The sequence below is a fragment of the Frigoribacterium sp. AC512 genome (assembly GCF_979258295.1).
Genome location: NZ_OZ409850.1, coordinates 1738517 through 1765054, shown reverse-complemented (window position 1 = coordinate 1765054; position 26538 = coordinate 1738517). Strand labels below are relative to the sequence as shown.

The 26538-nt window shown below is 73.6% G+C and carries 16 protein-coding genes; 5 read left to right on the top strand and 11 right to left on the bottom strand.

Going from position 1 to position 26538, the window contains the following annotated elements; genetic code table 11:
• Positions 1 to 62 precede the first annotated feature (62 nt).
• Both ACZZ97_RS07965 and ACZZ97_RS07960 read left to right on the top strand, forming a co-directional pair.
• The gene (locus ACZZ97_RS07965) at positions 63 to 1277 is read left to right on the top strand and encodes a CaiB/BaiF CoA transferase family protein (RefSeq protein WP_463473778.1); all 1215 of its coding nucleotides are present in this window, start codon (positions 63 to 65) and stop codon (positions 1275 to 1277) included.
• On the top strand, positions 1274 to 2254 hold the full coding sequence (locus tag ACZZ97_RS07960; protein ID WP_463472800.1) for a citryl-CoA lyase: 981 nt from the start codon (positions 1274 to 1276) through the stop codon (positions 2252 to 2254). Before ACZZ97_RS07965 ends, ACZZ97_RS07960 begins: the two co-directional genes overlap by 4 nt.
• Positions 2255 to 2299: 45 nt before the next feature.
• On the opposite strand, the gene ACZZ97_RS07955 is transcribed toward ACZZ97_RS07960, so the two are convergent.
• From ACZZ97_RS07955 to ACZZ97_RS07905, 11 genes are all read right to left on the bottom strand, one after another.
• Positions 2300 to 4183: a DUF6798 domain-containing protein gene (locus ACZZ97_RS07955; protein WP_314102512.1), complete on the bottom strand. Its 1884-nt coding sequence runs from the start codon at positions 4181 to 4183 to the stop codon at positions 2300 to 2302.
• Positions 4180 to 4944, bottom strand: coding sequence for a glycosyltransferase family 2 protein (locus ACZZ97_RS07950; protein WP_314102514.1), 765 nt, complete (start codon positions 4942 to 4944; stop codon positions 4180 to 4182). Before ACZZ97_RS07950 ends, ACZZ97_RS07955 begins: the two co-directional genes overlap by 4 nt.
• Before the next feature lie 153 nt (positions 4945 to 5097).
• Positions 5098 to 8742 carry an ATP-binding protein gene (locus ACZZ97_RS07945; protein WP_463472799.1) on the bottom strand — a complete coding sequence of 1215 codons (3645 nt, stop codon included), beginning with the start codon at positions 8740 to 8742 and terminating at the stop codon, positions 5098 to 5100.
• Positions 8739 to 9614 (bottom strand): DUF4194 domain-containing protein, encoded by an 876-nt coding sequence (locus ACZZ97_RS07940; protein WP_314104591.1) that lies wholly within the window; start codon positions 9612 to 9614, stop codon positions 8739 to 8741. Before ACZZ97_RS07940 ends, ACZZ97_RS07945 begins: the two co-directional genes overlap by 4 nt.
• Positions 9611 to 11245 (bottom strand): DUF3375 family protein, encoded by a 1635-nt coding sequence (locus tag ACZZ97_RS07935; protein ID WP_463472798.1) that lies wholly within the window; start codon positions 11243 to 11245, stop codon positions 9611 to 9613. The genes ACZZ97_RS07940 and ACZZ97_RS07935 overlap by 4 nt, the downstream gene beginning before the upstream one ends.
• Before the next feature lie 387 nt (positions 11246 to 11632).
• A complete protein-coding gene (locus ACZZ97_RS07930) occupies positions 11633 to 12595 on the bottom strand; it encodes an aldose epimerase family protein (RefSeq protein ID WP_463472797.1) in 963 nt (320 codons plus the stop codon).
• Positions 12592 to 13797, bottom strand: coding sequence for a zinc-dependent alcohol dehydrogenase family protein (locus ACZZ97_RS07925; protein WP_463472796.1), 1206 nt, complete (start codon positions 13795 to 13797; stop codon positions 12592 to 12594). The genes ACZZ97_RS07930 and ACZZ97_RS07925 overlap by 4 nt, the downstream gene beginning before the upstream one ends.
• Before the next feature lie 3 nt (positions 13798 to 13800).
• Positions 13801 to 14850 carry an ABC transporter permease gene (locus ACZZ97_RS07920; RefSeq protein ID WP_463472795.1) on the bottom strand — a complete coding sequence of 350 codons (1050 nt, stop codon included), beginning with the start codon at positions 14848 to 14850 and terminating at the stop codon, positions 13801 to 13803.
• Positions 14851 to 14864: 14 nt separating this feature from the next.
• Entirely contained in the window at positions 14865 to 16409 is a 1545-nt protein-coding gene (locus ACZZ97_RS07915) for a sugar ABC transporter ATP-binding protein (RefSeq protein WP_463472794.1), read from the bottom strand.
• An 82-nt stretch (positions 16410 to 16491) separates the two neighbouring features.
• Positions 16492 to 17505, bottom strand: a complete 1014-nt coding sequence (locus ACZZ97_RS07910) for a substrate-binding domain-containing protein (RefSeq protein ID WP_463472793.1) — start codon at positions 17503 to 17505, stop codon at positions 16492 to 16494.
• Between the two features lie 9 nt (positions 17506 to 17514).
• A complete protein-coding gene (locus ACZZ97_RS07905) occupies positions 17515 to 20955 on the bottom strand; it encodes a DUF5107 domain-containing protein (RefSeq protein ID WP_463472792.1) in 3441 nt (1146 codons plus the stop codon).
• Between the two features lie 126 nt (positions 20956 to 21081).
• Here ACZZ97_RS07905 and ACZZ97_RS07900 point away from each other — a divergent pair, with 126 nt between their 5' ends.
• The 3 genes from ACZZ97_RS07900 to ACZZ97_RS07890 all read left to right on the top strand — a co-directional run bounded on the left by ACZZ97_RS07900 (position 21082) and on the right by ACZZ97_RS07890 (position 26502).
• Positions 21082 to 21948 carry a helix-turn-helix domain-containing protein gene (locus ACZZ97_RS07900; RefSeq protein WP_463472791.1) on the top strand — a complete coding sequence of 289 codons (867 nt, stop codon included), beginning with the start codon at positions 21082 to 21084 and terminating at the stop codon, positions 21946 to 21948.
• 141 nt (positions 21949 to 22089) lie between these two features.
• Positions 22090 to 25533: a TM0106 family RecB-like putative nuclease gene (locus ACZZ97_RS07895; protein ID WP_463472790.1), complete on the top strand. Its 3444-nt coding sequence runs from the start codon at positions 22090 to 22092 to the stop codon at positions 25531 to 25533.
• Positions 25534 to 25647: 114 nt separating this feature from the next.
• Complete coding sequence (locus tag ACZZ97_RS07890; RefSeq protein ID WP_463472789.1) at positions 25648 to 26502, top strand: nuclease-related domain-containing protein; 855 nt, start codon at positions 25648 to 25650, stop codon at positions 26500 to 26502.
• Positions 26503 to 26538: the final 36 nt, after the last annotated feature.

Genomic DNA, 26538 nt, shown 5'->3' with positions numbered 1-26538 from the left:
CTGGACCTGCCGAGGGGACTGCCGCCGGACCTGCTCCCGCGGCCGGGGCGCCCGGTGCCGCAGTGCCGGGACCCCGCCCGCTCGAGGGGATCCGCGTGCTCGACATGACGAACGTGCTCGCCGGGCCCTACGCGGCCTACCAGCTGGCGCTGCTCGGAGCGGACGTCATCAAGGTGGAGACGCCGAGGGGCGGCGACCTGGCCCGCCAGCTCGGTGCGTCTGCAGAGCTGAACGGGCGCCTCCTCGGCATCTCGTTCCTGGCGCAGAACGCCCAGAAGCGCTCGCTGACGGTCGACCTCAAGACCGAGGGAGGCGTAGAGGTGCTCCGCCGGGCGGTCGCGGAGTCGGACGTGCTGCTCGAGAACTTCCGGCCCGGGGTGCTCGAGCGGCTCGGCTTCGGCTGGGACGCGCTCCGCGTGATCAACCCACGGCTCGTCTACGCCGCGATCTCGGGCTTCGGACAGACCGGGCCGCTGCGCGCGAAGCCGGCCTACGACCAGATCATCCAGGGCAGCTCGGGGATGATGAGCGTCACCGGCACCCCCGACACCGCACCGCTGCGGGCCGGGTACCCGATCGCGGACACGCTCGGCGGGCTCGCGGCCGCCTTCGCCATCTCGTCGGCCCTGCTCGGGCGGGAACGGACCGGTGTCGGCTCGGTGATCGACGTCTCGATGCTCGAGACGGCCGCGACCGCGATGGGCTGGGTCGTCTCGAACCACCTCGTCGCGGGCACCGAGCCGCGTCCGCTCGGCAACGACAACGGCACGGCCGCCCCGTCGGGCACCTTTGCGACGGGCGACGGCGCCCTCAACATCGCGGCCAACAAGCAGGAGCAGTTCGAGCTGCTCTGCGGCGTCGTCGGTCGCCCCGACCTCGTCGCCGACCCGCGGTTCGCCGAGCGGGAGGCGCGCAAGACGCACCGAGCGGCGCTCACCGCCGAGCTCGAGGCGGCTCTCGCCTCGCGGTCCGCCCTCTCGTGGGAGGAAGCGCTGAGCGACGCGGGCGTTCCGGCCGCCGCCGTGCTCACCGTCGCCGAGATGCTCGACAGCCCGCAGGTGCGCGACCGCGAGCTGGTGCACTCGCTGCCGTTCCCCGGGGGAGTCGCCGGCGACGAGCCGTTGCGCGTCATGGGGCACGGGATCCGCATCGACGGGGTGCCGGGCAGGCCCACCGTGTCGCCGCCCCTGCTCGGGGAGCACACGGACGAGGTGCTGGCCGAGCTCGGGTACGACGCCGACGAGATCCGGGCGCTGCACGAGGGAGGTGCGGTGTGAGCGCGGTCGGGGCGGGTGCGGGTGCGGGTGCGGGTGCGGGTGCTGGTGCTGCTGCCGGTGCCGGTGCCGCCGCTGGTTCGCTCGAGGAGCAGCTGGCCGCCGCCCGGGCCGAGAACGCTCGGCTCGAGGCGCGTCTCGCGTCGACGACGGCGTGGTGGTCGACCGCGATCACGAAGATCGAGCCCGGTGTCATCGAGCTGCGCGGCTACCCGGTGCAGCAGCTGATCGGAACCGTCGACTTCATCAGCACGGTGTGGCTGATGACCCGCGGCGAGCTGCCCTCCCCGGAGCAGGCCGCCCTGCTCGAGGCCGCCCTCGTGGCGAGCGTCGACCACGGACCGCAGGCGCCCTCGATCGCGAGCGCGCGCATGGCGGCGACCTCGGGCGTCGGCCTGAACTCGGCCGTCGCGAACGGGGTCAACGTGCTGGGCGACACCCACGGAGGCGCGGGTCAGCAGTGCGTCGCACTGCTGAACGAGATGGTCGCGGCGCACGAGGGTTCCGACTCGGGCTCGGGCTCCGGTTCGGCTGGCGGGGCTGACGGGCTGGGTGCGGGGCGTCCCCTGGACGAGCTCGCCGCCTCCCTCGTCGCCTCGCACAAGGCGCGGGGCGCGTTCGTGCCGGGCTTCGGCCACCGGTGGCACCCGCGGGATCCTCGTCGGGACCCGTTGCTGACGCTCGTCGAGCGGGCACGCGACGACGGCGTCGTGGCGGGCAAGCACCTCGCGGCCGCCCTCGCGATCGAGGACGAGCTCGCGTCCAAGAACGTGCCGATGAACATCGACGGCGTCTCGGCCGTCGTCTACGGCGAGCTCGGCATCGAGCCGGAGCTCGCGCGCGGCCTCTTCGTGCTGTCCCGCTCGGTCGGCATCCTCGCGCACGCCTGGGAGGAGTCGCAGTCCGGCCGGCGCATCAAGGGCCCGCTGCCGAAGGGGTTCCTCGCGGACTACACGGGCCCGTCCACCCGCGACGTCTGACGGCGGTCACCGGTACCGGCACCGGCACCGGCGTCGATCAGCGGGTCAGCTGCCGCGCTCGTAGACGACGATGCCGTACACGTCGACGGGCTGGACGACGGGCTCCCAGCCGAGATCGACCAGGTCCGCAGCGGTGCCGGTGACGGCCGGGTCGAGGGCGATGAAGTCGGAGTCGTACTCGTCGGCGATGGCGATCACCTGCGGCGCCGTCAGGTCGTTGAAGAGCAACGGACCAGGAGCCACGCACTGGGCGATGCCGCCCATGTCGCCGATCCGCTCCTTCCACTCGCGCCAGGGCTCGCCGCCGTAGGGGACGTCCTTGCAGTCGGCGACCACCGCTCGCTGCGTGATGAGCTTCATCCAGTCGTTGCGGGGCGACGTCACGATGACGTCCCCCGCGGGGACGGCGGCCCTGACCTGGTCGCCCCACTGGCCGAGCAGGGGCTCCTTCTGGAACCGGAAGTCCGGCGCGCTGATGGCGAGCATCCCCGTGCCGGCGGAGACGAAGACGAAGAGCGACCCGACCAGGAACACCGAGAGGCCCGTCACGAACGGGCGGGTCAGGCGCGTGCCGAAGCGGCTCACGAGGTACGCGGACGCCGTCAGCACGACCAGGGCCGCGATGAACCAGGGGCTCGTGTTCGCGCCGCCGAGGTACCAGAACGGGCTCGAGAGCAACAACATGAACGACGCGGCCCAGACGACGAGGCGAGCGATCGCCCCCTTCGACCAGACAGGGTGCAGGAGGGGCAGGAGAGCACCCCAGATCGCGAACGGCAGCAGCACGGTCCCGAGGCGGTAGACGTTGACCCCCTGGGCGAGCTGCCCGAGCACCGGGATGCTCAGGGCGTCGGCCGCGAAGCCGAGCGCGTACCCCGTGATGGCCAGCCCGACGGTCACGAGCCAGCCGATCCGGGCACGACGGGTGAGCACGAAGGCGGACAGCACGGCGAGCCCGATGAGGCCGACGGTGCTGCGGATCTCGCCCGCCGACCAGAGGTGGGCCGCGCAGTGGTAGGGGATCACCGTGTCGCAGATCTCGACGAAGTCGTCGAGGTTGGAGGCGACCGGCCGCAGCACGAGGCCGAAGACGACGATCGCGACGGCGCCCACGATCGAGCCGGCGAGGACACGGTCGACGCGGCGGGTGCGGAGGACGTCCGTCAGGGTGAAGGCGACGAGGATGATGACCACCACGGCGCCCTGCTGCACGTGCACGACGGCGGTCAGCACCGCCACGGCCGCGGCGATGCGTCGATGGCCCGTGACGAGGGCGGCGAGGGTCAGGTAGACCAGGCTGCCGCTCGCCACGGCAGGGAGCGCCTGGGGGATGACCAGCGAGCCGGTGCCGCCGATCATCCAGGGTGTCTGCGACGTCAGGAGGGTGAAGCCGACGGCGACGGCCAGGGCGGCCTTCGGAGCGACCTTGACGGCCATCAGTGCGGTCGCGGCCCCGAAGGCGAGGAGGCCCACGCCCCAGAACACGGCGTAGAACGACGACAGGTGCCCCGTGACCTGGCCGAGGTACGTGACGGAGTCGAAGAACCAGTGCGGCTGCGGGGACGACTCCATGAACCAGTCGTTCTCGAAGGCCCCGGGGATGGCCCAGCTGAGGCCCTCCGGCGAGAGCACGAAGTGGTCGCCCCAGCCTGCGAGGTAGCCGTTCGCCTGCTTGCCCCAGACCTCCATCAGGCCGAGCAGCGCCGCGGAGAGCACGGCGATGCCGAGGTGGCTGCGGAGCCAGGTCAGGGCGAGCTGCGCGAGCCCGGGGGTGCCGGCAGGGGCGTCGGGGCGGGCGCGGCGACGTCCCGTGACGCCCGACTGGTGACGGGGCGTCGTCGCGGTGCCACGCCCCGCCTCGATCGCGTCGGCGTCAGCGGCGTCGGGCTCGGTGGTCGCGGGGGCGTCGTGGACGGTGGACCGCGTCACGCGGCGGCCTCGACGGCCGAGGGCTGCACGCTGAGCTCCGCACGACGGCGACGGAGCCGGAGGAGTCCGACGCCCATGTCCCAGGCGTCGGAGAAGCGCACGGACGAGGGCTTCGGTGAGTGGTCCACCGACAGGACGACGGGCACCTCGACGATGCGCGCCCCCTGAAGCTCGGCCGCGAAGATGAGCTGGGTCGTGAAGAGGAACCCCGGCTCGTCGAAGTGCGAGACGTTGCGTCGCAGCCACTCGCCGTCCGCGATGATCGTGCCCTGCGAGTCGCCGACCCTGGACCCGAGCACCGTGCGACGGAACATCCGGTAGCCGTAGGTGTACACGTGACGGTGCACGTGGCGGTTGACCTCGGAGGAGGGGTGCGCCTTCGAGCCGATCACGATGTCGGGCTGGGGGTCGAGCTGCTCGGCGGCGTCGACGTCGGCGAAGTCGAAGGGGAGGTCGTCGGCCGTGAGGAGGACGCGCTCGCCCTGGGACAGGTGGATCCCGGTGCGGAGCGCGTTGCCCATCCCCTTCTCCGACTGCGTCACCTGGAACGTCACGTGGGCGTTGTCCCGCGCGAGCTCCTGCGCGAGGGCCCAGGTGATGTCGGTCGAGCCGTTCTCGACCAGGATGATCTCGGTGTGGCCGCTGGTGAGGCGGTCGAGCCAGCGCTCCACCGTCCGGGCGAGGACCGTGGCGCTGTTGTGGACGGGGATCACGATCGACAGGCCGACGGCACGGCTGCGAGTGAGGTCGTTCAGGTGCAAGGAGGACTCCGCGGTACTGGCTACGTAGGGTCGGTAAAAGTGAGGATATGTGCGCGAGTAGCCGGGAAGAGCATACCGGACCCACAGGTTCGGGCCCGGCACGTGTCGCGCGACTGCTCGTTCTGCGCAGAGCTGGCGGGGGGCTGGCGGGGGCTAGCCGAGCGCGGCCGGGTCGAGGCCGTGGCGCTCGACCTCCATCGCCTCACGGATCGTGAGCGGCCAGATGCGCGAGAGCTCGGGGCGGGTCGGGTCGCTCGAGATGTACGCCACGCTCTCGACGTGCTGCTCGAAGGCGGCGACCTTGTCGCGGGGAGCCCCCACGACGAGCTGGAACCCGAGCGAGCGCAGGGCCGACAGGGCGCGGCCGGTGTACTCCGTGTCCGCCTTGACGAAGCCCTCGTCGAGCACGATCGGCGCGTAGGTCGGCACCCGGTCGGTGCCGTCGCCGAGCCGGAACCGCAGGGCGGCGCCGAGCACGAACGCGATCAGCTCCTGGCCCTCGCCGCCCGACTTGCCGGCGACGCCCTCGTGCACGATCTGCGTGCCGTCGGCCCGCGTCTCGATCGCCCGGAACTGGAAGTGCTCTCGCGCGTCGAGCACCCGCCGCCGCCACGCGTCGCCGACCTTCGAGCGCTCCTCGAGGTGGGCGAGGTCGCGCCGGAGGCGGAGGAACCGTCGCTCGACCTCGGCCGGTTCCCGAGACGGGACGGACGCGCCGGCCGGGCCAGCGCCTCCTGCGCTCGAGCCCGCGTCTGCGTCAGGCCCGGCACCGCGCACCGACCCGCGCGCGTCGCCCAGGTGCTCGCGCAGGGTGCGCCGGAAGTCGGCCAGGTCGCTGTTCGACACGGGACGCGGCTCGATGTCCAGCGTCGAGCCCTCACGGAACTCGATCGCGCGGAGCGCCTCCGAGATGGGGCGGACGCCGCGCCGGATGACGTGGCCGTCCTCCTCGATCTGGACGAGCAGCGCGCGGAGGCTGTCGCCCATGTCGCTGCCGGCCTTCTCGAGCCAGCTCTCCTTGGCGTGCGGCAGGTCGTCGTCGACGAGCCCGCGGTGGATCGCGAGCACGGCAGGCAGGCTGTCGATCGTCGCGTCGATCCCGGCGTTGCGGTCGAGCTCGAGGTAGCGCGCGAAGACGAGCTCGAGGGTCAGCTCGTGCTGGCCCCGCTCTCGGTCGTGGGCGTCGATCTGCGCCCGCAGCTGCGCCGCGGCGTCACGACGCGACCGCTCGACGTCGGCGGCCTCGCGCGGAGCGGTGAACGGGAGCGTGCTGAGCAGCGCGCGCTCGTGGTCGTCGAGCGGGTCGGCGCCGTGCAGGGCGTCGCTGAACGCGTCCTCGATGTCGACGAGGGTCGCGTGCGTCTGCTCGAGCTGGTCGAGGACCTGCTGCACCTCGGCCCCGCGGCGGACCGCCTCGAGCCGGGCCTCGTCGTGCTCGGCGGCGGCGGCCTGCAGCGTGGCGACCTCGGGACGCTCGAGGGCGACCCGCTCGAGCTGGCCGCGCAGGTCGTCGAGTCGGGCGCGAGCCGGGCCGGCGTCGACGTCCGACCAGTTCGTCTCCACGGCACGCTCGATCGTCTCGACCACGCGGCGTCGGGCACCGGCGACGGTCTCCGCCGCGTCCCATTCGGCACGCGCGGCGTCGAGCGAGCGGGTCAGTTCGTCGATCTCCTCGCTCAGCTCGGCGACGCGGGCGGCGTTGTCGAGGCCGATCCACGAGCGGATCCGACGGTCGTCCTTCGTGACGCGACGACCGCCTCCTGTGCGGAGGCCCGCCCGGGTCACGGCCCCGCGTGCGCCGTCGGGCAGCGGCGCGTCGAGGTCGTCGGCGCCCTCGACGCAGAGCACGCTCCGCTCGGCGACGAGCTCGTCGTGCAGCCAGCCGCGGAACGGGCTCGCCTCGTCGAGCACGAGCATCGACGGCACCGTGCGGGCGATCGCCGTCAGGCGCGGCGTGAGACCGGGGGTCGCGGGCACGAGGGTGACGCGGCCGCGCATGTCCTCGGCGTCGACGAAACGGCGCACCGCCCCGAAGTCGTCCGCGTCGACGAGGAGGTGCGTGGCCAGCTCGCCGAGGACCCGCTCGACCGCGGTGCTCCAGTCGCGGTGCTCGGGGGCGACCTCCATCAGCTCGCCCGCGTAGGGCAGACGCGAGACGGGGACGCCCGTGCCGTCCGCGATGCGGCGGCGACGCTCGACGGCCTCGTCGGGGACGTTGCTGCGGCGGCGCTCGAACGACTCCTTCTGGCGCTGGCGCTCGCCCACCGCGCGACGCGTCTCGGCGATCCGGGCGGCGAGCTCGCCGCGCAGCTCGTCGTGCTCGCGGCGGGCGGACTTCTCCTCGGCGGCGAGCGAGGACGCGCGACCGCGCAGGGCCTCGAGCTCGTCGGCCGAGGTCGGCACGGCCTCGCCGACGCCCTCCAGGGGCGCGGCGAAGCGCCGGTGCTGCGCCTCGACGCGGGTGAGCGCGTCCTCGGCCCAGCGCACCTGCTCGCGGAGCGAGTGCGAGGGGTCGCCGCCGAGGTCGGCGATCTGCGCGAGGGCCTGCTCACGGGCACGGAGCGCGACCTCCTCGTCGTCGGCCGCGCGCCTCCTCGTCTCGGTCGCCTCGCGCTTCGCGAGCTGGACACGGTCGACCTCGCCGCCCACCCAGTCGCCGACCTTGCCGGCCAGCCAGACGCGCAGGCGGCTCGGCTCGGCGCCGGGCTCGTCGCCCTCGGCCAGCAGCCGGCGCTTGGCCGTCGCGTCGTCGCCCGCGGCCTGCCACTGCTCGGCGAGGGCCGGCACGGGCTCGAGCACCTCGAGCTTCTTGCGGGTCGTCTCGAAGACGTCGTAGAGCTGCGAGGCCTCGCGGTAGGTCGCCAGCGTCGTCTCCCAGCGCGACAGCGCCTTCGGCTGCGTCAGCACGAACTGCGTGAACAGCTCGTCGATCGAGAAGACGCCCTTCGACGCCTGGGCGCGACGCAGCAGCGTCAGCGCCTTGAGCTGCGACTCGTCGCTGCCGCCGATGCCGAGCACGCCGCAGAGCCGGACGCGCAGCTCGGGCTGCGAGTAGGTCACGAGGTCGTGCGCCGGGTCGACGAGGCGGCTGAGCGAGCTCTTCGTCAACGGCGAGGTGCTGGTGGGGTCGCGGCGCGCCTCGGTCAGGCGGCTGAGGTCGAAGCGGCCGCGGACGAGCAGGTAGACGGTCGACTGGGTGACCTCGTCCTGGCTCGAGGTCTCGGGACCGATCCAGGCGAGACGCACGGCGGTGAGGGTCTCGCCGAGCTCGGTGCTCCAGGTGATGGCCGAGCCGCTCGCGAACGCCTCGCCGAGCGGGCGGAGGAACCGCGTCGTCGTCTGGTCGGAGGCAGCGTCGCGCACCTCGTCGGTCTTGCCGCGGGCGTAGCTGTAGACGGTGCGCTCGGAGCGCTGGCGGGAGTCGTCGCGGGCAGCGCGGTTGAACTCCTGCGGGTTCGGCATGATCACGGCGCTCATCGCGTCGAGCACGGTCGACTTGCCCCGCCCGGTCGGGCCGAGGATCGCGATGCCGCCGCGTCCGACGGGCATGCGGTGCAGGCCGGCGTAGCTGCCCCAGTTGAGCAGCTGCACGAGCTCGATGCGGTACTGGCCCGAGTGGAACATCCCGAGGTCGGGGGCGTCGTCGGGGGCGACGTCGACGTCGAGCGCGGGGGTCTCGGGAGCGGTGTCGGTCGTGACGCCGGAGGCGAGTGCGGGTGTGGTTGCGTTCGCGGCGGCCGGGGCAGCCGGGGCAGCCGAGGAGGCAGTGGTCGCGTCGGCGGGGGAGGCGGGGGTCATGCCGGGTCTGCTTCCGTGTCGCGGGGGAGGTCGAGCGGGAGGTCGAGGTCGAGCGCGACCGCCGTGGGGTCGGGGGCGTGCTGGTCGGCGTCGGGCTCGTCGGGGTCGGTGTCAGCCTCGTCAGCCTCGTCGGCATCTGCGTCGGACTCCGCCTCCGCAGCCGGCTCCGCCTCGTCGAGGTCCGGACCGACCTCGACGTCGGGACCCGCGCCTCCTGCGGCGTCGAGGTACACCTGCTCGAGGTGGGCCAGCTGCTCGGGCCTGACCAAGGGGACGATCGCGGGCGAGACGGTGAAGAGCTGCGGGTCGTCGGGCTCGGGCTCGAGCAGGTCGCGGGACACCATCGCGGCGATCGCGGCGTCGACGCGGCGGTCGGCCCGCACCTCGTCGCGACCGGTGTCGTCGTGGAACCGGCCGAGGAACTCGGCGACCTGGTCGCGCGAGACGACGACGGCCTCGTCGTCACCGTCGGTGTACGCGTGCTCGCGCCGCAGGAAGACGAGCAGGAACGACGCGTCGCGCGACAGCGGCTTCTCGCGGCGCAGCAGCACGGGGGCGTCGTCGCCGCCCGACTGGCGCTTGAACGCGACCTCGTGCCCGTGGTCGACCTCGAGGTCGAGGAACAGCTCGGACAGGCGGGCGCGGATGTCGGCCTCGTGCGCCAGGAGGCCGGCCCACGCCTCCTTCTGCCTCGCCCGCGAGACGAAGCGGTGGGTCAGCAGGGTGACGAGCGCACGACGGCCGGCGAGGGGGAGCGTGCCGGGGGCGGCGAGGACGTCGACGGCAGCGGCGTCACCGGTGGCATCGCCTGCGCCGGCGTCCGGTGCGGCGTCCTCGACCTCGGGCGTCGTGTCGACGGGGGCATCGGTCATGAGGGGTCTCCCTGGAGGTGCAGTGCGGAAGCAGCGTCGGCGTCGTCGGCCTCGGCATCAGCGGAGCGGGTGAAGACGAGGCGGGGCAGCACGACCTCGCGGCCCGTGCCTCCCTCGTCGGCGGTGAGCACGACGGACTCGCGGTCGTCGGTGACGAGGCCCCGGTCGACGGCGAGGTCGAGCATGCTCAGCACGAGGCCGAGGCGGCGGAACTCGGGCTCGGTGGCGAGCCACACGTCGGTGCTCGACACCTCGGCACGCTCGGCGAGGAGCCGGTCGAGCGTGCCCGCGACGGCGGCGGGGCTCGTGCCGGCGGTGAGGCGCAGGGCGACGCGGTCGGCCTCGGGCAGGGCCAGGTCGCCCTCGGTGACCTGCACGTCCACGGTGGGCCGGCCGCGCTCGCTCCAGAGCTGCAGCTGCGTGAGGTCGACGGCGTCGAGCGGGCCGAGGCCCAGCACGTCGGCCGGCAGCACGGCGGCTCCCGGCCGCTGCTCGGCCCAGGCAGCCCCGGCGTCGAGGGCGCGGTCGGCGAGGGCGAGCAGCCGCTGGTGCCGGTCGGCGCCCGACCGGCTGAGGAACCGGCGGAGCGACGACGTCCAGCGGCCGTAGGTCTCCTGCACAGCCTGCTCCTCGGCGAGCAGCGACGAGATGAGCTGCTCGAGCTGGGCGCGCTGGCGCTCGCCGATCTGGGAGGCCGCGTCCGGCTGGGCGAGGACCGTCTCGATGTCGGCACGCATCTGGTCGATCTCGCTCGACGACAGCATCTGCGCGAAGCCGCGGTAGGCCCGCCCCTCGGGCGTCTGCTCGAGCAGGTCGTTCTCGCGGAGGTACTGGTCGACGAGCGCTCCCTTGCCGAGGTCCTCGCTCGCGGCACGGCGGGCGACCTCGCGGTGCCGCTGCTCGACCATCGCGCTCAGCTGACGGAAGTCGGCGGGCAGGGAAGCCGTCAGCCGGACGACCTCGTGCAGCTGACGGCTCAGCGCGTCGAGGGGGACCGGCTCGGTGCCGTGCTGCTCGATCCGGTCGCGACGACGCTGCAGGTCGGCCAGCTGCGCGTCGATGCGGCCCAGCTGCGACTCGACGCTCGGGTCGGCGAGACCGGCCAGCTGCCGGACCGCGTTCGCGATGCTGCCGAGCCGTGCCTCGCTGACGGCGTTGTCCGCCTCGACGAGCTCGCGCACGATGCGCAGCGCCCGCAGCGCGTGCGGCGACAGACGGTACTCGGCACGGGCCGTGTCCGCCGAGGAGGCGCGGGTGCGGACCAGCCACCGGGCGTCGACCCAGCTGCGGCAGTAGTCCGCCGGGGTGGCGCGCATCTCGGCTGCGGGGCCGTCCGGGGCCGGCGCGGGCGGCGCCTCCTCGGCTCGGCCCTGTTCGGCGCCGCCGCTTCGTGCGTGCTCGGCCGCGTTCTGCTCGAGGGCGTCGGCGACGCGCTGGTGGAACCAATCGGCCGAGACCGGGCCCTCGGCCTGCTCGAGGTGCTCGGAGAAGAGGGGGACGACCCAGCGGCTGTTCGTGCTGCGGAGGAGAGCCCAGGTCGGGTCCGCCTCCCACACGTCGCGCACGTCGTCGCGGGTGAGGGGGCCACCGGGGGCTGCGGCCTCGGGGGCTGGGGCTGCTGTCTCGTCCACCGTTCGTCCCCTCCTGCGCCGTGCCGACCGTGCTCGATGTCGACGGACGACGATACCGTGCGCGGGCGGCGCGCCCGGCCCTGGCGGGTCCCCGTCGTCGCCGGCGGGTGAGCGCCCGTCCGCCGCCGGGCACGGGGACCCGCCGGCCGGCGCGGGAACCCGCCGCCGGGCACGGGGACCCGCCGAGCACCGCAGGAACCCGCCGCTGGGCACGGGGACCTTCGAGCCGAGCTGAGCGCGCGAGCTCCGCCTCGGCGGGTCCCCGTCACCGCCGGCGGGTCTGCGCCCGCCCGCCGAGGGATACGGGAACCCGCCGACTGAAACGGGAGCCCGCCGACTGGCACAGGGACCCGCCGACCGGCACAGGAACCCGCCGACTTGCGCAGGTCAGAGCCGCGCGGTGCTCCACTCGACGTCGAGGGTCGAGGTGGCGCCGGGCGCCAGGGTCGTCAGCGGACCGAGCACCTCGAGCTCGACGAGGTGGGCGGAGGGGTGCAGGCCCTCGAGTGACTCGATCGGGGCGTCGGTGGGCCGCTGCAGCCAGACCTCGACCTTCGAGCCTCCGTCGGGCCAGGTGCCCGCCTCGACTGGTGACGTCGCGAGGCCGATCTCGAGCCCATCGGGACCGTGCAGCTCGACCGACCCGGACGCACCCGGGTAGCCACGCTTGGCGACGCCCGTGCCGAGCGGCAGGACGACGTCGTGACCGCGGTGTGCGCTGACGAGCCCGCCCTCGTAGGTCCCGAGGTGGAGTTCCTCGGCCGGGGCGGCGTGGGGCACGACGACGACCGAGCCCTCGGCCGCGCGGCCGTCGGGCCCGCCGGTGTCGACCTGGCACACCTCCCAGATCGACCAGCGCCGCGTCGTCGCCGACGTGTTCGTGAAGGTGACCCGCTCGGTGAACGACGACGTGCCGTCGAGGAGGCGGAACTCGCGGACGACCCGGAGCCCGGTCCGCAGATCGTCGCCGCTGGTGAGCGTCACGGTCGCCTGGGCGTCGTCCGCCACCCACTCCGCGGTCCACGGCCCGGAGTCGAGCACGGGATCGGGCGGGCCTGCCCACTCGTCCGGCCCCGACCAGCCCTGCGGCGCCGGCCAGGTCTTGGAGCCGCCGAGGTTCGCCCAGGTGTCCATGCCGCCGTCGCTCGCGGGCCAGCCGGCCACGGGCACGACCGGCACGAGGTCCGCGTCGATCAGCTCGGGGTTCTGCCAGAGCAGCTCGCGGCCGCCCACGACGAGTGACAGGAGCCGCCCGCCTCGGGTCGGTGCGAAGACGAGGGCCAGCTCGTCGGTCGTGACGCGGAGGAGGGGCAGGTCGGCCCGCCCGGTCCGCTCGACGACGACCGTCACGAGGCGGCGTGCCCCGAGGCGGCCTGCCCCGCGGCGGCGTGCCCCACGGTCGTCGTCCGCGACGCGGGCTCTTCGCGCACGGGAGCGCCGTCCGGCACCAGCACGACCTTGCCGGTCGCCCCGGCCGCCGCGATCCGGTACGCCTCGTCGGCGTCGCCGAGCGGGAGGCGGTGCGACACCACGATCTCGGGGCTGAGGCCGCCCTCGGCGATCATGCGCGCGACGTCCTCCATGCCCTGCAGCGACGTCACCCACGAGGCCGTGAGTGTGAGCTGCTTGTGCAGAAGCGTGTCCGAGACCTCGGTCTCGAACCGGCCCCCTTCGCCGAGCAGGCCGACCCTGCCCCACTCGGCCGCCGCCTCCACCGCGGTCGACCGGCCGGGCGTGCTGCCCGAGCAGTCGACGGCGACCTGGCAGCCGACGCCGTCGGTGAGGGCGAGGACGTTCGACACCGCGTCGGCGTCGGCGAGCACGACGTCGTCGACGAGTCCCGTGGCGCGGACGAACTCGATGCGCTCGGGCGAGCGCTCGACGCCGATCACGCTACGGGCGCCGAGCATCCGACCGAGCATGGCGGCCGCGAGTCCGACGGGGCCGAGCCCGACGACGAGTAGGTCCTCGCCGCCGTGCACGCCCGTGCGGCGGAGGCCCTCGTACGCGGTGCCGAAGCCGCACGCGATCAGGGCGCCGTCGACGTACGAGAGACCGTCGGGCAGCGGCACGCAGGTGGACTCGTCGACGAGCACGTACTCGGCGTGCCCGCCGTCGCGCTGCCAGCCGTACGACGCCTTGTGCGGCTGGTCGGTGCAGCTGATGAAGTAGCCCGAGCGGCAGTTGCGGCACCGGCCGCAGCCCTGGATGTGGTAGACGATCACGTCGTCGCCGACGCCGAAGCGGGTCACTCCGGTGCCCGCCGAGACGATGCGCCCCGAGGGCTCGTGCCCGGCGACGACGCCCTTGTAGGCGGGCGCGCCGTCGAGGCCCTTGTGCGTCTTGTAGCCGCCGTAGATGAAGCCGATGTCGCTGCCGCAGATGCCGCTGGCGCCGACCTGCACGAGCACCTGGCCGGGGCCGGGCGTCGGCACGTCGTGGGTGCGCAGCTCGGCGGTGCGGTCACCGGGCAGGAACACGCCCTGCATGGTGTCGGGCAGCGACGAGGAGGTGCCGGTCGAGCCGGCGGGGGAGGGTGCGGTGGTGGTCATGGCCTAGCTCTCTTCGATCGACCCGCGCTTGCGGGACAGGGTGACGTTGAGGAGGACGGCGAGCACGATGATGACACCGCGCACGACGCTCTGGAGGAACGAGTCGACGCCGAGCAGGACGAGCCCGTTGCCGATCAGGGTGATGAAGATCACGCCGAGGAACGTGCCGACGAGGCTGCCGCGCCCGCCCGACATCGCCGTGCCGCCGATGACGACCGCGGCGATGACGTCGAACTCGAGGCCGTTCGCCGCTCCGGCGTTGCCGGAGCCGAGGCGGGCGGCGAGCAGGACGCCGCTGAGCGCGCCGAGCATGCCCATGATCGCGAACAGGACGACGCGCACCCGGGCGACCTTGATGCCGGCCAGGCGTGCGGCGGCCGCGTTGCCGCCGATGGCGAAGACCGAGCGGCCGAAGGCCGTCTTGCGGGCGACGAACGCGAAGACGAGGAACGCGACGATCATGATGACCGCCGGGGTCGGCACGCCGACGATCGTCCCGGTGAGGAACGGCATCACCGGCTCGTCGAGCGGCAGCGGCACGGGCAGGGCGTCGGTGCCGAACTGGCCGAGGCCGCGGAGCACGCTCCAGAGCCCCAGCGTCGCGATGAACGACGGCACGAGGAACCGGGCGCGCAGCACGCCGGCGAGGGCGCCCCAGCCGGCCCCGACCACGAGGGTGATGAGGATGGCGAGCAGGGCCGGCAGGCCCCACTGCGTCATCGCGACGGCGACGATCACCGACGACAGGGCGACGGCGGGGCCGGTGCTCACGTCGATCTCGCCGGCGATGATCACGAGGGTCATGCCGGTGGCGGCGATGCCGATCAGGGCGGCGTCGCGCAGCAGGCCGCTCTGGTTCGCGATCGTGAAGAAGCCGACCGCGTTGAACATAAGGTAGATGTACAGCAGCACGATCGCGACGAGCAGGCCGACGATGTTGACGAGGGTGGTGTTGCGGCGGAACGCGTCGCGGACGCGGCCGAGGGCGGAGTCGCGGGGCGCGCCTCCTCGTCCCGGGGCCGGGGTGGTCGTGGGGTCGAGCGTGGTGGTCATCGGGTCGTCCTTCTCTAGCTCGAGACCATGGAGGCCTGGAGCAGCACGGGCAGGGAGATGTCGGGGGCGCGGAACTCCTCGCGGAGCCCGCCGTCGCGGAGCACGAGGACGCGGTCGCAGGCGAGCGGCAGTTCTTCGATCTCGCTCGAGACGAAGACGACGAGCTTGCCGGTGTCGGCGACGGCGCGCATGATCTCGTAGATCTGCGCCTTCGCCTCGACGTCGACGCCGCGGGTGGGCTCGTCGAGCAGCAGCACCCGGCTGTCTGCGTGCAGCCAGCGGGCGATCACGGCCTTCTGCTGGTTGCCGCCGCTGAGGGTGCTGATCGGGCGCGACAGGTCGTGCGCCTTGATGCTGAGCTTCTCGGCGAGGGCCTTCGTGGCGGTGGCGATCGAGCCGGCCGACAGGGCGCCTCCTCGGCTCACCTTCGCGAAGTCGCTCATGACGATGTTCTCGTCGATGCCGAGGCCGGGAACGACGCCCCGGCCCTTGCGGTCCTCCGGGGTCATGCCGACGCCGAGCGCCAGCATGCGGGAGGCGGTCGGCCGGTCGACGACGGAGCCGGCGATCGAGATCGTGCCGGAGGCGGCGGGACGGAACCCCGCGATGGCCTGCAGCAGTTCGGTGCGGCCCGAGCCGAGCAGCCCGGCGATGCCGAGCACCTCGCCGGCACGGCCCTCGAAGCTCACGCCGCGGAGCTTCGGCGCCACGTCGAGGTCGGTCACGCTCAGCAGCACCTCGCCGCTGGTCGCCGGGCGGGTGGCGACCGCGCGCTCCTCGGGGTCGGCGCCGATCATCAGCTCGATGATGTGCGCGGTGTCGCTGCCGGCGATCGAGACGGTCTCGACGACCCTCCCGTTGCGCATCACCGTCGCGGTGTCGGCGATCTGCCGGATCTCGTCCATCCGGTGGCTGACGTAGAGCACCGCGACGCCCTGCGCGGCGAGCCGTCTGACGGTGTCGAGCACGAGGTCGACCTCGGCCGCGGCGAGGGCGCTGGTCGGCTCGTCGAGGATGAGGAGGCGCGGGTCGTCCTGCAGCGCCCGCCCGATCTCGACGATCTGCTGCTGGGCGAGCGTCAGCCCGGCCACCTCGGCGTGCACGTCGATGTCGGCACCCAGGCGCTCGAACGTGGCGCGGGCCCGCTCGACCATGGCGCGCGTGTCGATGCCGAACCGGCCGCGGGGCCAACGGCCCATGGCGAGGTTCTCAGCGACGGTGACGCCGGGGACGAGGCTGAGCTCCTGGTAGCAGGTGGCGACCCCCGCGGCGGAGGCGGCGGTCACCCCGCCGTCGCCGAGCGGCTGACCGCCGAGCAGCACCTCGCCGGTCGTCGGGGTCTCGACGCCGCTGAGCAGGCGGATCAGCGTGGACTTGCCGGCGCCGTTCTGGCCGAGCAGGGCGCGGACCTCGCCGGCGTGGACGGCGAAGTCGACCCCGTCGAGGGCGGTGACGCCGGGGTAGACCTGGCTGACGCCGCGGGCCTCGGCGATGGGCGCGCCGCGGTCGCGCTCGGGATCGAGCGGCGCGGCCGGGGTGGCGGCTGTCGACTCTGACAAGGGAATCCTCCGTGGATCGGGGAGTGGAGAGAAAGGAACGGACGAGGAGGAGCCCGGCAGGCAGCCGGGCTCCTCCTGCCGATCAGGGAAGGCCGTCGGGGTGGGTCTCGGACCAGCCGGCGGCGTCGGCGGGCAGGTACAGGTCGATCGGCGCGGCGACGACCTTCTCGTCGGGGGTCTTGCCGTCGATGGCGTCCTGGGCGGCGGCGAAGGCGAGCTTGCCTGCCTCGATGCCGCTGATGTCGACGACGGCCTTGAGGACGGAGCCGTCGGCCAGCTCGGCGGCGATGTCGCTCGTCATGTCCGAGCCGAAGACGGCGACCTGGCCGGTGAGGCCGCGGGTCTGGACCGCCTTGTACGCACCGACGGTCGCGCCTCCTGCCTCGCCGTAGAGCCCGTCGAGGTCGGGGTTCGCGCTGAGCATCTGCTCGGCGGTCGAGACGGCCGTGTCGACCTCGGCGCCCTCCTGGTTGGCGACGAAGACGGTACCGGGCAGCGCTGCGGTCAGAGCCTCGGAGAAGCCCTTGTAGCGCTGCTGGCACACCTCGTACTGCTCGCAGTTGATGACGCCCATCTTCGGGGCCGTGATGCCGGCCTCGGTGAAGTAGGCCGCGGCCTGCTTCCCCAGGTCGCCGCCGAACTTCAGCGGGTCGCCGAGCACCCAGGCCGTCACGTACTGGTCGACGGCGTCGTCGCTGACGCAGGTGTTGTAGCAGATGACCGGGATGCCGGCCTCGCTCGCCTGCCGGACGGCGGGGACGCTGCCGTCGGTCGAGACGGCAGACATGATGATGGCGCTGACGCCGGAGGAGGTCAGCGTGTTCATGAACGAGCTCTCCTTCGAGACGTCGCCCGCGGAGGTCGACTCGAGGAAGTCGACCTTCTTGGAGTCGGCGTCGGCCGCGTCCTGCACGCCCCTCTTCACGCCTCCGTAGAAGCCCTGCGAGTCGAGGTAGAGGGCGCCGATGCGCTCGGCCCCGCCCTCGCCGCCGTCGGCGGTCGGGATGGAGCAGCCGGCGAGGGCGGCGGCGGCCGCGAGCAGCGCGGCCGCGGAGAGGACGCGGCGTCGCGTCCTGGTGCGTGTCGTCATGGTCATGGTTCCTTCCTAGGGGCGACCGGCGTCGTCGCCGGTCGTGATCGCGGGGGCGGTCGGGTCGGGCGTGGAGGCGGGGGAGCTGGCGGAGACAGGGGAGGAGCGACGCGGCCGGTCGGTCGCGAGGTCGGTCCGCAGGTCGCGGACCACGTCCCGGAGCCGCCGGACCTCGGCGTCCCGCACGTCCTGCGGGTCGTCCTGGAACAGCAGCATCGTCGGCAGCGACGTCGCGAAGTAGTCGACCTCGGCCGGGGTCGAAGCGAGGTCGTCGACGAAGGCGTCGAACTGCCCGAGCAGGGCACGCGCTTCGTCGTGCGCGCCGAGGCGTGTCAGGGCGGTGACGGCGGCGGCGCTGCGCTCGGTGAAGGCCTGGGTCGCCATGCCGGTGAAGTCGCCGGTGGCGGCCGCGGCCTGCTGCCAGGCGTCGCGAGCTGCTCCGTCATCGCCGAGGGCGGCCAGGGCGTCGCCGAGGGCGAGGTACAGCTCCGCCGTCGTCTGGAGGGGGTGACGTGCCTCGCCCAGGGTCGCCGGGGGCTCGAGGGCCGACTCGACGCGGGCACGGGCCTCTGCCGCGTCGCCCGCGGTCAGCGCCTCGCGGGCGGCCGCCAGCTGGGCGGCCTCCCAGACGCCGAGCACCTGGCCCTCGCCTCCCTCCCAGGGCTGGAACCGGCGTGCCGCCACCGCGGAGATCGCGTCGTGGTGACGACCCACGAGGGTCAGCAGCCGGGCGCGGACGACGCTGAGGTCGTTCCGCTCGTCGACCAGGTCGGGTCGCAGCTCGAGGGCCCGGAGGCGGTCGGCCGGAGCCGTGCCGCTGCGCTCGGCGAGCTGGTCGGCCTCGAAGAGCAGCCGGGAGTCGTCGGGACGACGGCGCCGGGCGGCCTCGAAGTGCGTCGCGGCCAGCTCGGCGTCGTGCTCGACGTTGTAGGCGGCGATGCCCAGGTTGCGCTCGGCGACCGCGGCCTGCGCGTCGTCGACGTCGCCCTCGAGCGCCCGACGCCAGGCGTCGGCGGCGTCAGCACCGCGGCCGTGGGCGTAGAACCAGCTGCCGAGCAGCGACCAGGCGAGGCCGTCCGCGGGAACGACCTGAACGGCCTCGACGAGGGCGGCGACGTCGTCGAGCCGTGAGGGGAGGCAGCGGGTGGCGTCGACGGCGTGCAGCGCGACGAGCGCACGGCGGGCCTCGTCCGTGCGACCCACACGGGCCAGCAAGGAGGCGCGGTGGTAGCCGAGCAGCGGCCCCACGTTCACCTGCCCCTGCGCGGCCCGGGGGAGCTGCGCCTGGGCGAGGTCGAGCACCGAGAGGGCCTCGTCGAGCCAGCCGGCGGAGCCGTACTCGAGAGCCACGTCGAGCAGGGTGGGTGCGTCGTCCGAGAGCGCGCGGCCCGCCAGGTGCCGCGCCCACTGGTCGAGCGGGTCGAGCGCCAGCGTCTCGTCGAGGAGGGCATCGGCCTCGTTTCGCCGGCCGAGCGCGCGCAGGACGAGCACGAGCAGGTCACGCGCCTGCAGGTTGTCGGCGTCGCGTCGCAGCACGTCGCGGAGCAGCGGCTCGGCCGCTGCCGGGTCCGAGCGTCCGAGCAGCCGGGCCCGGGCCAGCGACGCGGGGGCCGCCCAGGCCGCGTTCCAGGCGGACTTGGCCAGCGCCTCCTTCGCCTCTGTGGTCCGGCCGAGCCTCGTCAGCGTCAGGCCGAGACGGTAGAGCGGCTCGCCGTCGGCGGGGTTGGGCGCCCAGGTGAGCTGGCGGGCGACGGCCGTGCGGAGCAGGGCGAGCGCCTCGTCGTAGCGGGCTGCGTCGTGCAGCCGCGTCGCCAGCGCGACGTTCACTCGCACGTCGCCGGGATCGCGACGGAGCGCCTCGAGCCAGTACGGCTCAGGCGAGCGTGTCGCGTGCCGGTACTGCTGCAGGTACTGGCCGACGAGGAACAGCTCCTCGACGGTCGCGACGTCGGCGGGCGCGGGCGGGGCGACGGCTGCGGCCGGGGCGGCGTCCGTCGTGTCCGCGCCGGGGGCGTCGTCCGCTCGCGCCTCGGCATCGAGCTGTGCGAGCACGTCGGCGCCGTCGACGGCCACGAGGAGACGGCCGTCGACACGGGCCTCGACGACGAGTTCGTCGAGCGTCGTGCCGGAGGGCAGGGCTCGGTCGAGCACCATGGGCTGACCGGGAGCGACGGAGGCGCGGTGCCGGTCGAGCAGGGACCCGTCACGCGACAGGACACGGAGCTCGACCTCGTCGTGGACGTGCGTCACGGCGAGCCCGACGCGGAGGACGGGGGCGCCGCGGCCGGCGTCGCTGTCGCGTGCGCCGCTGTCGCCGGCGTCGGCGAGGTCGACGCGCATCGCGGCGTCCCTCGTGGCCTGGTGCGCGGGCCCGATCTCGGTGATCGGGTACCAGAACTGGCTGAAGGTCTTGGTCTCGCCCGGGGCGAGGAAGGAGAAGTCGGGCTGGTTGTCGGTGTAGACGCCGGCCATCAGCTCGACGTAGGGGCCGTCCGAGTCGGTGAGGTTGTCGTCCCAGGCCCAGCCGAAGGGCGCGTCTCCCCAGGTCCACTGCTTCTTGCCGGGGGAGATCGCCCGGTCGGCCCAGTGCACGAAGCCGGCACGGCGGCCGTGGTCGTAGCCGCCGAAGAAGTCGTCGTCGGTCGCGGTGACCATGTACGAGGTGGGCACGGGGATGTTGCGGTACCAGTCGAGACGGTCGGCGTCGGGACGGTCGGCGTCGACGCGGGCGGGGTAGTCGACGCCGTAGTACTCGCCGGCGACCCGGGGGAAGTCGACGACGGCCCGCTTGGCGTGGTCGGCGACGTGTCGGACGTCGGTGGGGAAGAACGACTGGTAGTCGTCGCCCACGGCGGCGGCGACGTTCGCCCACCAGAGGAACGTCTGCGTCTCGTCGCTGCGGTTGAACAGCCGAACGCGGGCCTCGATCAGCGAGGAGTCGGGCCGGAGGCGGATGCCGTGCATGCCCTTCATGCGGGCGAACGGGTCGTGGTCGGAGCACCAGACGGTGACGGCCCCGTCGGCCTCGCGCTCGATCGACACGTCGGTCGGCAGGAACGTCGCGGGGCGGTGGTGCTGGGGCCAGTTGAACTCGACGCCCCCGGAGATCCACGGACCGGCCAGGCCCACGAGGGCGGGCTTCACGACGTTGTTCCGGTAGAAGATGTCGTAGTCGGCGGTCTTGTCGTAGGCGACGTGGATCCGCCCGCCCAGCTGGGGCAGGATCACGAGGCGCAGCCACTGGTTCTCCAGGTGGACCGCGTCCCAGGCGTGCGGCCGCTTCTCGGGCTCGATGCTCTCGTGGAACGGCAGGGGGAAGACCCGCCCGGACGATCCTTGGTAGACGCGGGAGTCGAGGAAGGCCGGGTACCGGTCGGGCTCGCCCGGCAGGTACGTGTCGACCACGAGGGGCTCCGACCAGGCGGCGACGCCTGCCGAGGCCTGGTCAGCGGGCACGGGGGAAGAGTCAACCTCGACTCGGCGGTGAGCATGAGGCCAGCGTAGGGAGGCGGCGTCGCCTCCGGAACGACCGATCCTGCGGCATGCCTGGACGAAACCACGACGCGCGTCCATGATGGCGGGATGACCATCGAGGACGGCTTCCCCGGGCAGCGCCTGCTCGTCATGCCTCGCCCCCGCGTCCACGCGGCGTTGGCGAGGCCCGGCACGTCTCACCTCGTCGTGACCGACGCCGGGTACTTCCCCGAGGCCAGGGCGCACGGCATGGCGCGGCCCGAGGGGGTGCCGCAGAGCGTCGTGCTCGTCTGCGTCCGCGGCGCCGGCTGGTGCGTCGTCGACGGGGTCCGCCACGAGGTGGCCGCCGGCCAGGTCGTGGTGGTCCCGCCGGACGCGCCGCACGAGTACGGCTCGGGCGACGCGTCGCCCTGGACGTTGTGGTGGCTGCACCTCGACGGCCGCGACCTCGCGGAGTTCCTCCGGGTGGCGGGCCTCTCGTCGTCGGCTCCCGTGCGGCAGCTCTCGGACGTCTACCGCGTGGTCGCGCTCATCGAGGAGGTGGTGCAGGCCATGGAACGCGACCAGACCTTCGCCAGCGTGCTCGCCGCCTCCGGCGCCGCCTGGCACCTGATGGCCCTGCTCTGCTCGGAGCGTCGCGTCGGCAGCCCCCGCGAGTCGGCCGTCGAGCAGGCCCAGGAGTACCTGCGCCAGCACGTCACGGACCGCGTCTCCGTCGACGAGCTCGCCGCCCTGGCGAGGCTGAGCCCCTCGCACTTCGCCGCGCGGTTCAAGGCGGAGACGGGGTCGACGCCGCTCCGGTACCAGACGCAGCTCCGCATGGCGCGGGCCCGCGAGCTGCTCGACACGACCGACCTGCCCGTCGGGCTCGTGGCCGACCGGGTGGGCTACGTCGACCCCTTCTACTTCTCGCGGCAGTTCCGGGCCGTGCACGGGCTGACGCCGATCGCGTACCGGGCCCAGCGCAAGGGCTGAGGCCCGGGGCGGGCCGCGGCGGGGCTGCTGCCTCATCGTGTCGGAGGGGGCCGCTACGGTGGCGAGCACGCCCCCGCGACGCTCGTCGTCCGGCCTGACCTGCACGAGGAGGCCCTCATCTACATCGCCGACGACACCGTGGTGACGAGCCCGACCGACCTCACGACCTGGGCCGCGTGCGAGTGGGCGTTCCTGCGACGGCTCGACGCGAAGCTGGGGCGGATCGACGCGGTGGTCGACGAGGCCGACGCGATGCTCGACCGCACGGCTCGGCTCGGCGACGACCACGAGGTGCGGTTCCTCGAACAGCTGCGCGCGACGCACGACGTCGTCGAGTTCGAGCGGCCGTCCCGCGACGAGTACCCCGCGGCGGCGCGGGCGGCCGCCGACGCGATGCGGGCCGGTGCCGACGTGCTCTACCAGGCGACCTTCTTCGACGGGTCGTTCATCGGCTTCAGCGATTTCCTGGTGCGGAACGACGCCGGCGAGTACGAGGTGTACGACACGAAGCTGGCGCGGCACGCCAAGATCCCTGCCCTGCTGCAGCTCGCCGCCTACGCCGAGCAGATCGAGGCGCTCGGCGTGCCGGTGGGCGCGCAGGTGCACCTCGTGCTCGGCGACGGGTCGCGGTCGACCCACGACCTGGCCGACATCTCACCCGTGTTCCGGGCCCAGCAGGCACAGCTCCGTTCGGTCGTCGCCGAGCGGGTGCGCGCGACCGAGCCCCTTGCCTGGGGCGCCCCGGGCGTCACCGCCTGCGGCCGCTGCTCGCAGTGCTCGACGCAGGTCGAGCGGCACCGCGACCTGGTGCTCGTCGCCGGGCTGACGCTCTCACAGCGCTCCCGACTGAACGACGCCGGCGTGCACAGCATCGACGAGCTCGCGGTCAGCACCGGTGCCGTGCCGGGAGTGGGCGGCGCGGCCCTCGCGCGCCTCCGGGGCCAGGCGCAGCTCCAGCTGGCGAGCGAGCACGGCCGCCCCGAGGTGCGGCTCGTCGACGCCGGGGCGCTCGCCGCGATCCCGGCGCCCGACCCCGGCGACGTGTTCTTCGACTTCGAGGGCGACCCGCTCTACACCGAGGGCGACAGCAGCGTGTGGGGCCTCGACTACCTCTTCGGCCTCGTCGACGACGAGGCGCGGTTCACCGCGTTCTGGGCGCACGACCTCCGAGAAGAGCGGCGTGCGCTCGTCGCGTTCCTCGCGTACGTGCGCGAGCGACGTGCCGCCCACCCGGGCATGCACGTCTACCACTACGCCTCCTACGAGCGGACGCACCTGCTGTCGCTCGCCGCCCGGCACGGCGTCGGCGAGGAGGAGGTCGACGACCTGCTGCGCGACGGCGTCCTCGTCGACCTCTACCCGATCGTGCGCAAGGCCCTGCTGGTCGGCTCGCGCAGCTACTCCATCAAGAAGCTCGAGCCGCTCTACATGGGGGCCGACCTGCGCGACGACGAGGGCGTCGTGAACGCCGCGGACAGCATCACGGCCTACGTCCAGGCGATCACCGCGCTCCGCACCGGCGACCCGTCCGGTCAGGCCCGGCTCGACCAGGTCGCCGACTACAACGAGTACGACTGCCGGTCGACCCTGCGGCTGCGCGACTGGCTGCTCGGCTTCGCCGCGACCAGCGACGTCGAGGCCTCGGACGACCTGCTGCCGCTCGTCGACGACGAACGGGTCAAGGCCGAGCCCGACCCCGTCTTCGTCGAGCTCTCGGCGTTGCTGGCCGACGTCGACCCGCTCGACCGCGACGCCGACCAGACGGCGCTGGCGCTCGCCGCGGCGGCGATCGACTACCACCGGCGCGAGGCCAAGACGTTCTGGCAAGAGCACTTCGACCGCCTGCGCGGGCCGGTCGACGAGTGGGGCGACACGCGCGACGTGTTCGTCGTCGAGCGGGCCGAGGTCGTGCGCGACTGGGAGAAGCTGCCGCGGGCCCGCACCCTGTCGCGCGACCTCCGCCTCGTCGGCTCGCTCGGGCCGGGCAGCCGTCTCAGCGCGGGCGGGCCGTCGCCGCACCTCGTGTACGACGCGCCGCTGCCGCCCACCGTCCGGGCGGCCGGTCCCGGTCTCCGCGGGGCGACGGCGCGCGCCACGGTGCTCGACGTCGACGCGCACGGCGACAGCGTCGTCCTGCTCGTCAAGGAGTCGCTGGCCAGCGGCGGAGAGCCGCACCGCCAGTTCCCGCTCGCACTCACGCCCCCTGCACCTCCGCGTGCGGCACCGCAGCCCGAGGCCATCTCCGAGTGGGGCCGCGCCCTGCTCGACGAGCTGCCGTCGATGCGGCCCGATGCAGCCCTGAACCTGCTGCGCCGCGTGCCGCCGCGCGGAGGAGTCGTGCCCGTCGTCGACGACGACACCGTGGCTGCCGTGACCCGCACGCTGCTCGGTCTCGACCGCTCGTACCTCGCCGTGCAGGGTCCTCCCGGCACGGGCAAGACCTACGTGGGCTCGACCGTCGTCGCCCGCCTCGTGAGCGAGCACGGCTGGCGCGTCGGCGTCGTCGGGCAGTCGCACGCGGTCGTCGAGAACTTCCTCGAGGCGGTCGTCGCCAAGGGCGTCGACTCCTCCCGCGTCGTCAAGGTGCCCAAGAAGGGCACCGACGCCGAGGCGCTGGAGGCGGCGGCCTGGACCCCGGTCAAGGACGGCGCGGCGGTGGGCGGCTTCCTCGCCGGGGCCGGCGAGACCGGCGGCGTCGTCGGCGGCACGGCGTGGACCTTCGCCAACGGCGACACGATCCCGCGACGCTCGCTCGACCTGCTGGTGGTCGACGAGGCCGGGCAGTTCTCGCTGGCGCCGACCATCGCCTCCTCGGTGGCCGCCCAGCGCCTCCTGCTGCTCGGCGATCCGCAACAGCTGCCCCAGGTCAGCCAGGGGTCGCACCCCGAGCCCGTCGACCAATCAGCGCTCGGCTGGGTGGCAGACGGACACGACGTGCTGCCGGCCGAGCTCGGGTACTTCCTGTCGCGCACGTACCGGATGCACCCCGCGGTGACGGCGCCGGTGTCGCGGCTCTCGTACGCGGGGCAGCTCGAGTCGCGCGCTCCGTCGCGGCTGCTCGAGGGCGTCGAGCCCGGGCTGCACGTCGCGCCGGTCGTGCACGCGGGCGACACGACGTCGTCGGTCGACGAGGCCGAGCGGGTCGTCGAGCTCGTGCGCGACGTCGTCGGCCGACGGTGGACCGACGAGCACGGCAGCCGCCCGCTGACCGACGACGACGTCATCGTCGTCGCGCCGTACAACGCGCAGGGCGCGGTCATCCGCGAGCTGCTCGACCGCGCGGGCTACGCGGGCACGACCGTGGGCACGGTCGACCTGTTCCAGGGTCGTGAGGCCGTCGTCGCGATCGTCTCGCTCGCCGCGTCGTCCGCGGCCGACATCCCGCGCGGGCTCGACTTCCTGCTGATGCCGAACCGCCTCAACGTGGCGATCTCGCGCGCGAAGTGGGCGGCGTGGCTCGTCCACTCGCCGGCGCTGGCGTCGTCGATGCCGACCTCGATCGCCGGGCTCGGGCTGCTGTCGCGGTTCATCGAGCTCGTCGAGGGCGCTCAGCCGCGCCCGCAGCCGGGCCCTCAGCCGGCCTAGGCGACGCGAGAGCGACAAGACGACGCGGAAGATCAGATCGTCTTGTCGCTCTCGCGTCGCCGCGGCCCGTTCGGGGGCTGGGCGGAGCGCGCGGCGCCTCCTAGCGTCGACCACATGGGGGAAGAACAGCTCGAGACCGTCGCGCGCGGAAGCGTCGCCCTGACCCTGCGGGCGCGGCGACCCGCCTACTCGGTGATGCAGGAGTGCCTGCGCCTCCAGGCCGCCGCCCCGCCCCGGACGTCGGCGGACCGGTTCTGGGGCAGGCACCCGCTCCGGCCCGACGCCCGCAGCTGGTACCAGGGCGCTCTCGGCGAGATCCGCGTCGCGCGCGTGCTCGACGAGCTCGGCCCCGAGTGGACGGTCCTCCACTCCGTGCCCGTCGGCAGCGGCGAGTCCGACATCGACCACGTCGTCGTCGGCCCGCCCGGCGTCTTCACCCTCAACACGAAGCACCACGACGACAAGAAAATCTGGGTCGGCGGCGGCACCCTCATGGTGAACGGCACGCGAACGTGGCACATCCGCAACTCCCTGTCGGAGGCGGCACGCGCGTCGCGCCTCCTCTCGGCCCGCGCGGGCGGTCCCGTCGACGTCACCCCGGCGCTCGTGATCGTCGGTGCACGCTCGATCCGCTTCGGCAAGAAGCAGCCGCCTGTCGTCGTGCTGCCCGAGGCCCACGTGGGCCGGTGGCTCCGGTCCCTGCCGGCCGTCCATTCGACCGAGGCCGTCACCTACCTCGCGATGCTCGCCGAGGAGCGCGCGACGTGGCACACCCAGGGGCTCGTCCTCGACGACACGCTCCGTCACGAGCAGCGGTTCCAGCGACTGCAGCGGGACATCGACCTCGCCGGGCGACGGCGCCGTCGATGGGCGCTCGGCGCCGCCGTCGGGACGGTCGCCGCCTCGGTCGGCGTGGGGATCGCGCTTCTCGGCGGTGCACTCGCCGTCCTGACGGCGTCGCTCGGCTGACCCGCGCCTCCTCGGCACGGCGCGACGACGCCAGAG

Bases quoted from the DNA above. Each gene is read 5' to 3' on its own strand.
- ACZZ97_RS07945 (WP_463472799.1), bottom strand. From the start codon at position 8,742: ATGACCCCCGCCTCCCCCGCCGACGCGACCACTGCCTCCTCGGCTGCC.
- ACZZ97_RS07940 (WP_314104591.1), bottom strand. From the start codon at position 9,614: ATGACCGATGCCCCCGTCGACACGACGCCCGAGGTCGAGGACGCCGCA.
- ACZZ97_RS07925 (WP_463472796.1), bottom strand. From the start codon at position 13,797: ATGACCACCACCGCACCCTCCCCCGCCGGCTCGACCGGCACCTCCTCG.
- ACZZ97_RS07920 (WP_463472795.1), bottom strand. From the start codon at position 14,850: ATGACCACCACGCTCGACCCCACGACCACCCCGGCCCCGGGACGAGGA.
- ACZZ97_RS07910 (WP_463472793.1), bottom strand. From the start codon at position 17,505: ATGACCATGACGACACGCACCAGGACGCGACGCCGCGTCCTCTCCGCG.
- ACZZ97_RS07900 (WP_463472791.1), top strand. From the start codon at position 21,082: ATGACCATCGAGGACGGCTTCCCCGGGCAGCGCCTGCTCGTCATGCCT.
- ACZZ97_RS07890 (WP_463472789.1), top strand. From the start codon at position 25,648: ATGGGGGAAGAACAGCTCGAGACCGTCGCGCGCGGAAGCGTCGCCCTG.